The sequence below is a fragment of the Acinetobacter sp. PFS20 genome (assembly GCF_052261015.1).
Classification (GTDB): Bacteria; Pseudomonadota; Gammaproteobacteria; order Pseudomonadales; family Moraxellaceae; genus Acinetobacter.
In genome coordinates, this window is sequence record NZ_JBPVZE010000001.1 from 1,420,608 (window position 1) to 1,432,695 (window position 12,088).

Below are 12,088 nucleotides of genomic sequence, written 5' to 3' on the forward strand. Positions count from 1 at the left end.
TGGCTGCTTAATTTTTAGTTACTCTATTGATTTATAAAGTAAAAAATACTTGACCAAAATATAGATAATGTTATTGTTTATAACTGACTAAAAACGTCAAATTTACTAAAATTTTTTTAACATGTTTAATTTTTAATTGTATTTTGGGCAATGAGTTGAACAAAATAAAAAAAAGTATTGAATAATCATGGAAGTCCACTATGGGTCATGTTGATTACGATAGCACATTGATCGTCGGCTCTTTTTTTGCAGCTGGCTTCATTTGCTATCTTGTGATTTCCATGGAGCAATTAATATTCAAGCAAGTCTATAAAAAATTTGAGTCCTTAATTCTATTTATCAATGGCTTATTGCTCGCATCAGCAATTAGTATTGTTCATATTATTGGTATACAAGCTTATCATCTGTCTGAAACAGTTAACTCAAATATTCCTTTGATTACTGTTTCATTTGCCATTAGTGCTTTGCTATCGTGCATTGCCTTGTGGTTGACTTCGCGTTTTACGCTCCCTTTATTCCGGCTCATTTTAAGTTCTATTATTATGGGAATTGGAATTTCAGCTTCATATTACATAAGTATGTTGGGCTGGAGTATTAATATCTATAAAAAAGATTACACCTCTTTCTTGCTATTATTTTCTATATTAATTGCGATGAGTGGCTCAGGGCTGGCATTTTTATTAGCTTATAAATTAAAAGATAATGAACGTTACCGCCTAACTTTAAAAATCGTATTTTCGGTTATGATGACCTTAAGTATTATGGGAATGCACTATACGGCGCTCATTGCGACGAATATCACTGATAAATTTATTAGCCAATATCAGGCAGAACATGACTTATTATTATTTACGATTATTTTGGTCACGTGTCTGGTACTCGTAGCAAGTTTTATTGTCGCGATGTTAGAGCAACGGCTCACCCAACAAAATTTAGAGTTACGTAAGGCGAATAAAGAATTAGCTAACTTATCTATACTGGATAATTTAACCAAACTACCTAATCGTCTTTATTTGGTTGATTATGCAGAGGTATTGCTCTCAGATCATCGATATAAAGATCAGAAAATTGCTTTTTTATATATCGATTTAGACCGTTTTAAATCGGTGAATGATGCGTTTGGGCATCATGTGGGTGATCAATTACTTATTCAGATGGCAAACCGTTTACATTGGCAACTCAATGAAAAATGTAAATTGCTTAGAATCGGTGGCGATGAATTTTTGCTTATTGCAGAAAATACAAATGCAGATGAAGCTGTGATTTTGGCTGAGAAGGTTTTACAGCTGATTCAGGAAAGCTATCAAATCTCTGGCAAAGAAATTAATATTTCTGCAAGTTTGGGCGTGGCACTCTTTCCCGAGCATGGACAAAATGTTCAGGACTTACTCATGAATGCGGATGCCGCCATGCTCATGTCTAAAGAACAAGGTCGGAATACATATACAATCTTTAGTTACTCAACCCATCAGCAAGAAACAAGAAGTCAGTCAAAACTGATCAATGATCTTTATAAAGCCGTAGAAGAAAAACAGTTCATTTTATATTACCAACCAAAATTTAATACGAATCTTGAAGTCTGTGGAGTTGAAGCCTTAATCCGCTGGAATCACCCAGCCTTAGGAATACTTACTCCACATATGTTCATTGAAGGTGCGGAAAAAACGGGTTTAATCATTCCAATGGGGTATTGGGCACTGGAGCAAGCTTGCCTACAAATTCAAGCGTGGGAACGCAGTAATACACCGTTTTATCCAGTTGCAGTGAACCTGTCAGCATTACAGTTTGAAAATAAAAAGTTATTTAGTACGCTCGAAGCATTGTTAAAAAAATATCAAATTCAACCTCATCACTTAATTGTTGAAATTACAGAATCTACGGCAATGCGTCATATCGACTTGAGTATCCGAGCCTGTGAGCGGTTACGTGATATGGGAATTCGTGTTGCTATTGATGATTTTGGAACAGGGCATTCGAGCTTCTTATATTTAAAAGATTTACCTGTAGATGAATTGAAAATTGACCGTGGCTTTATTGTTGATTTAAAACCAGGTTCAAAAGAAGAAGTTATCCTGGAAAGTATTATTCATTTAGCTAAAAAGCTAGGTTTAACGGTAACGGCAGAAGGGGTGGAAACTCAGCAGCAGGTTGAGATTTTGACCCGTTTAGGATGTCAGCAATTTCAGGGTTATCTATTGGGAATGCCTGTTCAAGTTGATCAACTCATTGAGTCTCAAGGTGCTAATTTCGTTTAACCTTTTATATATTAACTTCCTTTAATTTATTTTGTTAATTTTCAAACTTTCATGCTAAGCAGTGACTGATCAAGCTAGGTTTATTCTTTTAAAATAATAGGCTTAAAGAAGATACGTGCGTATTCAGTTACAAATAAAAGATAATATATAGTTTAAGAGAGTTTCTTCTTCTATACTCATTTAGATGAGATTGTATGTTTAATACATTTTGAAATTGAAAAGCTTTAACCCAAAGCCTAGCAAGTTGTAGTGTGCTGTTGGAAGTGTTTGTTAAAGGATTTATATAATAATTTATTAGTATATTTAAATAAAATATATCATTATTGAGAATTACTTTAATGAATAAGTAACTGGAGCTAGAAAAATATTATAAAATTTTCTTATTGATTTTATTAAGTTTATAAAATAATTAGACTAAAAATAGAGAGTGCTAATTAAAATTAAAGTGAAATACTTTTTTAAAGAATAAGATCATTAAATTTATAGGATTGTAGAAAATGAGTGAATTGGGTTTAACTTGGTGGAGTGGGAGTTTATTCTCCACCAAAATTAAGATTGTTGTTTATTTTTATTAAAGTATAAAGAGTTAATTAATTTATATATTAAATGGTTGCACACTCTCGAACCTTCTCGAAATTAATGATTTTATTTATATAAGACCATGTTTTTTCTGAGTTGATTTTTGATTTATTTATAGTGCCATCAATAATGATACCATCGATAATATTAAGAAAGAGTCCTGTAAGGATTTGTTTATTCTCAACTTCTAGTTCTGAAAAGGTTGAAAAAACTAATTTGTAAATCCAGTCTCGATATTTATTAATTTGATATTTAATAGATGGATACAATTGCATGACTTCAATCGTGGCTTTCTTAAATAAGCAACCATTAAAATCCTCTGTATTGATCCAGTCGATATACCAGTTGAAAATACTTTTAAGTTTAATTAATGGATCATCAATATCATTAACTTTATTAAATAAAGAAGTTTGGACTTCTAAATTTCTCCGATGAAGACATTCTTCAATTAAGGCTTCTTTCGAGGAAAAATATTTATAAAAAGTCATTTTTGCCACGTTTGCTTCAGCAATAATACGATCAACCCCAATAGAGGTATAGCTTTTTTGGTTAAAGAGGATAGTGGCTGTTGTTATAATTGTTTCTCTTTTTGACATCGGTTTTCTCGTCATAAAATATTTTTGATTAACTTTGCTATTGTAAAGTATGAAAGCTTAAATAAATCTTATTTAATGATATTTAAAAAATTATATTTATTCAATAGGTTGATTTGTTATTGAAAACAATAAAAATTACTTCTAATTGGCAGTAATTTACTTTTTTTAAATATTATTAATTAATTCGTTGATTTGTTGAGTTAATAAACATAATATAAAATTGTTAAGTTTTGGTTTGTGGAATTTATTTTAGCAATTGAATGCAAAATTGGAATAAAAATAAGGCCCTATAACTTAACTATAAGAAAAACTTTTTACTGAGAATGATTATGTCAAAAAAATTTGAAGACTTTAATAATCCAAGACAAAAAGCATTGCAAGGGATGAGAAATAGCATTCCTGCAAAACAGTGGGAAGAGAATTTACAATTTCTTAAAGAGTTAAGAAGTAAAATTGCAAAATTACCAGTTTCTAGACATCCTGCAATTGAAGTATTAAATAATGGATATCTCGATAAGAAGAGTTTGACCCATATTCATTTAGAATATCGGCATGCAATTGTACAAATTTTTACAGATGCTTTATTAAAGGCTCAGTTTCTGACAAAACAACTGGAACCTAAACTCCATTCTGGAGCTAAAATGTTTCCAAGAGTATTATTAAGTTTAAATATACTTGATGAGTTTGGTTTTCGTCCTGGTTTGGATAAAGATAATTATTATTTGGGGAATCCTGAATATGCTCATTATCCATTATATGAAGATTTACTTAATGATTATGGTTTAACAGAGCTTGATCGTCGTAACTTTAAGCCATCAAAAATTTCAGATCAGGTTAGATCATTTTTAGAATCTTCTTATGATAGTTATATCAATGTAGTGGCGTTACTAGCTGTTGCAGAGGAAGAGGTTATTCTCTTTAGTCCTCCATTACGTCAAGCGACTAAATTTGTGAATATCGATGTTGAAGGTGGTGGCTATTACCATGTACATGGTGTGTCTACTGATGAAACGTCTGAAGCCGCTGATGATGACCATCAAGATGATCTTTGGTTCACGTTAGCACAAGCAATTACCAAAGATGATTATGAAGGCTTAACGAAGTTATGTATTGAATATTGTGCGTTATGGAATGAGTTCTGGGATGCACAAATTGCCGATGTTCAGTTTATTGAAGAAAAGAAACTGGCATAAAATATTCTGCTAAGCCCGAAGAAAGCCCATCTACGATTGTATGGGCTTTTTTAATTATAAAATTTCTAAGATGCTAAGTTATATTCTCAAAAAATATCTAAAAAGCTTATGAGTAGCTCGTGGCTTATCAACAATCATTAAACACTTCTATAAATCTGCTACAATTACGCCAATTTTTATTTTGATCGATTTTAGGTCTTTGGCACTGCAATCTCCGCAGTAGGTGTATTTCATGAGTTTTAAAGATGAGTTAGCGGCACAGGTTGCTCAACGCCGCACATTTGCCATCATTTCCCACCCCGATGCCGGTAAAACCACCATGACAGAAAAATTACTGTTATGGGGTAAAGCAATTCAGGTTGCAGGGATGGTAAAAAGCCGTAAATCTGACCGCGCAGCTACATCTGACTGGATGGAAATGGAAAAAGAGCGTGGTATTTCGATTACCACGTCTGTTATGCAGTTCCCTTATAAAGGTCATACGATTAACTTACTCGATACACCGGGGCATGAAGACTTCTCGGAAGATACTTATCGTACCCTAACTGCAGTTGACTCTGCGTTAATGGTAATTGATGGTGCAAAAGGTGTCGAAGAACGTACCATCAAATTGATGGAAGTTTGTCGTATGCGCGACACTCCTATTATTTCATTTGTAAACAAGATGGACCGTGAGATTCGTGAGCCGCTTGAGTTACTTGATGAAATTGAAAATGTCCTCAATATCCGTTGTGTACCAATTACATGGCCATTAGGGATGGGACGTGATTTTGCTGGTGTATACAACATTATTGAAAATAAATTGTATGTCTACAAAGCGGGCTTTGGCTCAACCATTACAGATATTGAAGTCCGTGATGGATATGATCATGCGGATATTCGCGAAAAAGTAGGTGAGTTGGCTTGGGCATCTTTTGAAGAGTCGCTTGAACTTGTGCAAATGGCGAATGAGCCATTAGACCGCGAATTATTTTTACAAGGTAAACAAACTCCGGTTCTATTTGGTACGGCATTAGGTAACTTTGGTGTTGACCATGTATTAGATGCTTTTATGGGCTGGGCACCTGAACCTAAAGCGCATCCTACACAAGAGCGTGTGGTTGAGGCGAAAGAGGAAGGTTTCTCTGGTTTTGTATTTAAAATTCAAGCCAACATGGATCCGAAACACCGTGACCGTATTGCCTTCATGCGTATTTGCTCTGGTAAATATGAAAAAGGCTTAAAGATGAACCACGTGCGTCTTGGTAAAGATGTCCGTATTAGTGATGCTTTGACATTCCTTGCTGGTGAGCGTGAACATTTAGAAGAAGCATGGCCAGGCGATATTATTGGTTTACATAACCATGGCACAATTCAAATTGGTGATACTTTTACCAGTGGTGAAAATTTGCATTTCACAGGTATTCCTCACTTTGCGCCAGAGATGTTCCGTCGTGTGCGTTTAAAAGATCCATTGAAGTCAAAACAATTGCAAAAAGGTTTGAAAGAGTTGTCGGAAGAAGGGGCGACTCAGGTATTTATGCCACAAATCAGCAATGACCTGATTGTGGGTGCGGTAGGTGTGCTTCAGTTCGATGTGGTTGCTTATCGTTTGAAAGAAGAATATAAGGTTGACTGTGTTTATGAGCCTGTAAGTGTTAACACAGTTCGTTGGATTCACTGTGATGACGAAAAAACTCTGAATGAGTTTAAGAAGAAAGCACATGATCAACTTTCTATCGATGGCGGCGGACACTTAACCTATCTTGCGCCAAGCCGAGTGAACTTGCAGATTATGCAAGAGCGTTGGCCTGATATTCAGTTCCGTAACACACGTGAACACTGATCATTTTAATGTGACAAACAGCTTCGAATAGAAGCTGTTTTGTTTTGAAAAATAAGAAAGGATGATGAAATGAATTTGAATAGAAAGACAGTTATTGCGCTTGTAGTTGCAGTACTCATATTAATTTTGGCAATTTGTCTTTTTGTCTGGAAAAGAACTCAGCCTTCATCATCTTCTCAAACAAAACTAGCATCTACCCAAACTCAACATATAGAAAAGGCTGAAGTACTGCCATTTCTTAACTTACAACAAGTAAAAGCGGATTATGCTTTGCCATTTTGTGAGAAGAAAAACTGTATTGATGTCGATATTCAAACGATAAAGACCCAAGATGCATGGCTAAATGAATGGATTGCCAAAAGCCAGGCTAAAGTGATCCAAGACCAAATTGATTTGAAAAAAGACTTAACCTTGCAGCAAGCCATTAATGCCTATGTTAAAAAGTCTGATGAATGGCAAGATAAATATTCAAAGAATCGGGCTTACGAATTACATCTTCATACGCGTATTGCATCACAGCGTAACCAATATGTTTTATTGCAATTAGGGCTTGATACCAAGCAAGAAGAGCTCACGATTAAAGACCGTTATTACTTTTTTGTGGCTGACCGAAAACTGCATAAGAGCTTAGCTTTATTAGATGTTTTACAAAAAGATCAACAAACAGCTGTACATCAAATGGTGCAGGTGGCCTATCAAGACTGGCTAAAAAAGCAGACTGCTGACATCAAGAAAGAAGCACCCAAAACTTTATATTGGGGGCAGGCAGATTGGTTCTTTGATGGTGAAGGTGTTGGCTTACATTATCAGGCAAACCAGATCACTAAAGAAGCTCCACAGCTCGATATTTATTTATCTAAAGAACAAACCAAAAAAATATTACAACCCGAGGTTTATGAACAAATGTTTTAAGATGGTAGCAGAATTTGCAACCTCTATTTATATGCGCTAATTTCTTAGAAAAGGCACTGTGCAATCTCCTTAGAATAAAAGGCAAAATATGATGTTATCTTCTAAAGCTTCACTGCGATTAACTTTGCTTGCTTCTGCTATATTTTTGGTAGCATGCCAACCTAAAGCTGATCCTAAGGACTCTCAAGAACAGCAGAAACCAGCAGTCGAGGAACAAAAGCCAGTAGAGCTGACTTTGAAGGGTGAAACAGTTCCTATTAAGGTTGCTTTACCTGATTGTGATGGTAAAACTTGTCCCGAATTCACAGTTGAACGTTTGCAGAGTAATTTTCCATTTATTGACAAAATTCTAGATCAGCAAATCTTAAAGACTCTAGGTCAAATTTTAGAGATTGCTGAACCAGATGCTAAAGTGAAGCAATCAGATCAAAAAACAGAAGCTTCAGCAGTTGCGAGTGCAGAGCAAAAAAATAGTTTTGATGCGCAGGTTCAACGTTACGCCAATTCATTTATTGGTTTGGACAATGAATTAAAAGCTTTAAGTAGTAATCATCAAATTAATCTTTTGGTGAAACCTAAAATCTTGCAGGCTCAAGGTAAAGTTGTAACTGTGGTACTGAATAGTAGTAGCTATTTAGGTGGTGCGCACGGTTCTGCTGCACAGCATTATTATAATTTTGATTTAAAAGAACAAAAGCAGATCAAGCTTGAAGATTTGTTACGCCCACAGCAAAAAACTGCATTAGAAAAGTTAGCCCATGAAGCCTTTAAGACTTGGGTTACAGACTCTAAACTGGCTGATAATGTGGGTGAATATGAGCAAGCTTGGCCGTTTAAACTATCTGATAACTTCTTATTGGGTGAGCAAGGTTTAATTCTTCAATATGGTGAATATGAAATTGGACCATATGTGGTGGGATTACCTCGATTAGTCATTCCATATGACCAATTACAGGAAGTGTTGAAACAAGAGTATTTGCCACAACCTAAAGCTAAACCAGCTTCGGCACCAGTTGCAAAAAGTGCTGGCTAATGCAATTGTTTGATACTCATACCCATTTTGATGTTGCTGATTTTGATGAAGATCGGCAACAGTTAGCGCTTAATGCCAAAAAAGTGGGCGTAGATGCATTAGTCTTAATTGGGTTTCTGCAGTCACGCTTTGATGAATTGGTGCAAACTCATCATCAGCTAAAGAGTTGGGAAAATGTACCAACTTCATATTTAGCACCAGGTTTACATCCGTTTTATATTGAACAGCACAGGCCAGAGCATCTTTCTCATCTGGAACACATTTTGCAGCAACAGGACTGTGTGGCAGTAGGCGAAATTGGCTTAGATACTTTCTTAAAAGAACATAAGCAGCCCGATATATATGATAAGCAAAAACAATATTTTGCTCACCAGTTAGAGCTGGCAACCCAATACCAAAAACCAGTGTTACTTCACATTCGAAAAGCGCATGGTGATGTGCTCGCTATACTAAAAGCTCAAAAATTTAAATTGGGCGGAATTGCTCATGCATTTAGTGGTGGGATAGAAGAGGCAAAAGGCCTTATTAAGCTTGGTTTTAAAATTGGTGTGACGGGGCAGATCACCAACCCAAACGCAAAAAAACTTCATACGGTTGTGCAGGCTATAGGTGCAGAGCATTTGGTGATTGAAACAGATTGTCCAGATATGACACCGCTTTGCTGCCAAACCTCAACCGAACAACGTACTCGTAATACCCCTGTTAATTTGCCTTATGTATTACAAAGTTTAGCTGAAAATTTAAATATGCCAGAGTCAGATTTGGCTGAGGTGCTGTGGAAAAACTCTCTTACTGCATTGAAATTATCGTAATAAAAATCAAAGATTAAAAATATTAACTAAAACAAAACACAGCGATTAAAAAAGAAGCTTAAAGTAAGAAAACAACATGTAAAAACGTGAAAAATAACATTGCCAGACATGGGAGGATAACCCAATGGCTAAGTATAGCAATATCAATAGTTTTAATGCTTTACAGACGCTAACAGTAGGTTCCAGCAATTATCAGATTTTTAGCTTAGCCCAAGCAGAGAAAACGCTAGGGGATATTGCCAAACTGCCGAAATCTTTAAAGGTATTATTGGAAAACTTATTACGATTTGAAGATCAGCACAGCGTTAAAACTGAACATATCCATGCTTTAGCAGAATGGCTAAAAACCCGTAGCTCAGATCAGGAAATTCAATATCGTCCTGCGCGGGTTTTAATGCAAGATTTTACGGGTGTGCCAGCAGTGGTTGATTTAGCTGCAATGCGAGCAGCGATGGCACAAGCGGGCGGCGACCCTGAAAAAATTAACCCGTTATCTCCTGTTGATTTGGTGATCGATCACTCGGTGATGGTGGACTATTTTGCTGATGACCAAGCTTTCGAAGAAAACGTACAAATCGAGATGCAACGTAATGGTGAGCGATATCAATTTTTACGTTGGGGGCAATCTGCATTTAATAATTTTAGTGTAGTGCCACCAGGCACGGGTATTTGCCATCAGGTCAATTTAGAGTATTTGGCTCAAGCGGTGTGGCTAGGTGAAGATAACGGTCAGACTTTTGCTTTTCCAGATACTTTAGTGGGTACAGACTCACATACCACCATGATTAATGGTTTAGGTGTATTGGGTTGGGGTGTAGGAGGAATTGAGGCCGAAGCAGCTATGCTGGGCCAACCGATTTCTATGCTGATTCCTGAAGTCGTTGGTTTTAAGCTCACAGGCAAACTACCAGAAGGAATTACTGCAACTGACTTGGTGTTGACTATTACTCAAATGCTTCGTCAAAAAGGTGTTGTGGGTAAATTTGTAGAGTTCTATGGAGACGGCTTAGCTGATTTACCACTTGCTGACCGTGCAACTATTGCCAACATGGCACCAGAGTATGGTGCGACTTGTGGTTTCTTCCCAATTGATGAAGTGACATTAGGATATTTAAAATTAACTGGTCGTCAAAGTGATCGTATTGAACTGGTTGAAGCGTATAGCAAAGCACAAGGCTTATGGCGAAATGCAGGTGATGAACCTGTTTTTACAGATACTTTAAGTCTTGATATGAGTACGGTTCAGGCAAGTCTGGCAGGTCCAAAACGTCCACAAGACCGAGTGCTTTTATCAGAGGTGCCGAAAACATTTAATGCGCTGATGGAGTTAACTTTAAAACCAGCCAAAGAAGCTAAAGAGCGTTTAGAAAATGAAGGCGGTGGCGGTACTGCGGTCGAGGCAAAAAAAGCAAATATTCAACATGAAAGCCCTTCTTGCGTGATTGAAGGACAAACTTATCCATTAAATCATGGTGATGTTGTTATTTCAGCCATCACATCTTGTACCAATACTTCTAACCCAAGTGTAATGCTGGCAGCAGGTCTGCTTGCTAAAAAAGCGATTGAAAAAGGTTTGCAGCGTAAACCGTGGGTGAAAAGCTCTCTTGCACCAGGCTCTAAAGTCGTGACTGACTATTTGCTAGCTGCTGGGCTTACGCCGTATTTAGATAAGTTGGGCTATAACTTGGTGGGATATGGTTGTACAACCTGTATTGGTAACTCAGGTCCCTTACCTGAACCAGTTGAAGACGCAATTCAATGTCATGATTTGAATGTTGCATCAGTACTTTCTGGTAACCGTAACTTTGAAGGACGCGTACACCCCTTGGTTAAAACGAACTGGCTTGCTTCGCCACCTTTGGTAGTTGCTTACGGTTTAGTTGGTAATATTCGTACCGATTTGACTACGCAACCTATTGGGCAAGGTAAAGATGGGCAACCTGTTTATTTAAAAGATATCTGGCCAAGTCAGGCAGAAATTGATGCCGTTTTACAGAAAGTAAATACAGACATGTTCCATAAAGAATATGCTGCGGTATTTGATGGTGATGAAAGCTGGCAATCAATTCAGATTCCAAAAAGTAAAACTTATGAATGGGCTGATGATTCGACCTATATTCGTCATCCGCCGTTCTTTGAAGGGATTGGTGAGCCACCAAAACCAATTAAAAATATTGAACAAGCAAATATCTTGGCAGTGCTTGGTGACTCGGTAACAACTGACCACATTTCACCGGCAGGCAATATCAAAAAAGATAGTCCGGCAGGTCGATATTTACAAGAGCAAGGTGTTGAGCCAAAAGACTTTAACTCCTACGGTTCTCGACGCGGTAATCATGAAGTCATGATGCGCGGGACCTTTGCCAATATTCGTATTAAAAACGAGATGCTTGGTGGAGAAGAGGGTGGTAGTACCATTCATGTGCCAAGTGGTGAAAAGCTCGCTATTTATGATGCTGCAATGCGTTATCAACAAGAACATACACCGCTTGTGATTATTGCTGGTAAAGAATACGGAACAGGTTCTTCACGTGACTGGGCGGCCAAAGGAACGAACTTGTTAGGTGTCAAAGCTGTCATTGCCGAAAGTTTTGAGCGTATTCATCGTTCAAACTTGGTGGGTATGGGTGTGTTGCCACTACAGTTTGTTGATGGGCAAACTCGACAGTCACTCAACTTAACTGGTCATGAGGTGATATCAATTCGAGGTTTGTCTGATGGTGTTCAGCCTCATCAAATTCTTGAGGTTGATGTAAAAGGGCCAAATGGAGTCGCTAGCCACTTTAATGTGTTATGTCGAATTGATACGTTAAATGAGGTTGAGTACTTTAAGGCAGGTGGTATTTTGCATTATGTACTGCGGAATTTGATTGCTGGTTAGTT

At 36.9% G+C, this 12,088-nt stretch carries 8 protein-coding genes; 7 read left to right on the forward strand and 1 reads right to left on the reverse strand.

The features are described from left to right. The first annotated feature begins 200 nt into the window (after positions 1-200). Complete coding sequence (locus ACS125_RS06740) at positions 201-2,255, forward strand: EAL domain-containing protein (RefSeq protein WP_443271180.1); 2,055 nt, start codon at positions 201-203, stop codon at positions 2,253-2,255. Positions 2,256-2,857: 602 nt separating this feature from the next. Here the strand turns inward: ACS125_RS06740 and ACS125_RS06745 are convergent. Next, positions 2,858-3,430 carry a TetR/AcrR family transcriptional regulator gene (locus tag ACS125_RS06745; RefSeq protein ID WP_004794653.1) on the reverse strand — a complete coding sequence of 191 codons (573 nt, stop codon included), beginning with the start codon at positions 3,428-3,430 and terminating at the stop codon, positions 2,858-2,860. 329 nt (positions 3,431-3,759) lie between these two features. Here ACS125_RS06745 and ACS125_RS06750 point away from each other — a divergent pair, with 329 nt between their 5' ends. The 6 genes from ACS125_RS06750 to acnA all read left to right on the forward strand — a co-directional run bounded on the left by ACS125_RS06750 (position 3,760) and on the right by acnA (position 12,086). After that, positions 3,760-4,623, forward strand: a complete 864-nt coding sequence (locus ACS125_RS06750; RefSeq protein WP_004794651.1) for a hypothetical protein — start codon at positions 3,760-3,762, stop codon at positions 4,621-4,623. A gap of 232 nt (positions 4,624-4,855) precedes the next feature. After that, positions 4,856-6,448 carry a peptide chain release factor 3 gene (locus tag ACS125_RS06755; RefSeq protein WP_004794650.1) on the forward strand — a complete coding sequence of 531 codons (1,593 nt, stop codon included), beginning with the start codon at positions 4,856-4,858 and terminating at the stop codon, positions 6,446-6,448. A 69-nt stretch (positions 6,449-6,517) separates the two neighbouring features. Then, positions 6,518-7,360, forward strand: coding sequence for a hypothetical protein (locus tag ACS125_RS06760; RefSeq protein WP_004794647.1), 843 nt, complete (start codon positions 6,518-6,520; stop codon positions 7,358-7,360). Positions 7,361-7,451: 91 nt separating this feature from the next. Continuing rightward, positions 7,452-8,393: an RsiV family protein gene (locus tag ACS125_RS06765; protein ID WP_443273927.1), complete on the forward strand. Its 942-nt coding sequence runs from the start codon at positions 7,452-7,454 to the stop codon at positions 8,391-8,393. Continuing rightward, positions 8,393-9,205: a TatD family hydrolase gene (locus tag ACS125_RS06770; RefSeq protein WP_004794642.1), complete on the forward strand. Its 813-nt coding sequence runs from the start codon at positions 8,393-8,395 to the stop codon at positions 9,203-9,205. The genes ACS125_RS06765 and ACS125_RS06770 overlap by 1 nt, the downstream gene beginning before the upstream one ends. A 124-nt stretch (positions 9,206-9,329) precedes the next feature. Then, complete coding sequence (gene acnA / locus ACS125_RS06775; protein ID WP_443271184.1) at positions 9,330-12,086, forward strand: aconitate hydratase AcnA; 2,757 nt, start codon at positions 9,330-9,332, stop codon at positions 12,084-12,086. Positions 12,087-12,088: the final 2 nt, after the last annotated feature.

Bases quoted from the DNA above. Each gene is read 5' to 3' on its own strand.
- ACS125_RS06740 (WP_443271180.1), top strand. From the start codon at position 201: ATGGGTCATGTTGATTACGATAGCACATTGATCGTCGGCTCTTTTTTT.
- ACS125_RS06745 (WP_004794653.1), bottom strand. From the start codon at position 3,430: ATGTCAAAAAGAGAAACAATTATAACAACAGCCACTATCCTCTTTAAC.
- ACS125_RS06750 (WP_004794651.1), top strand. From the start codon at position 3,760: ATGTCAAAAAAATTTGAAGACTTTAATAATCCAAGACAAAAAGCATTG.
- ACS125_RS06755 (WP_004794650.1), top strand. From the start codon at position 4,856: ATGAGTTTTAAAGATGAGTTAGCGGCACAGGTTGCTCAACGCCGCACA.
- ACS125_RS06760 (WP_004794647.1), top strand. From the start codon at position 6,518: ATGAATTTGAATAGAAAGACAGTTATTGCGCTTGTAGTTGCAGTACTC.
- ACS125_RS06765 (WP_443273927.1), top strand. From the start codon at position 7,452: ATGTTATCTTCTAAAGCTTCACTGCGATTAACTTTGCTTGCTTCTGCT.
- ACS125_RS06770 (WP_004794642.1), top strand. From the start codon at position 8,393: ATGCAATTGTTTGATACTCATACCCATTTTGATGTTGCTGATTTTGAT.
- acnA (WP_443271184.1), top strand. From the start codon at position 9,330: ATGGCTAAGTATAGCAATATCAATAGTTTTAATGCTTTACAGACGCTA.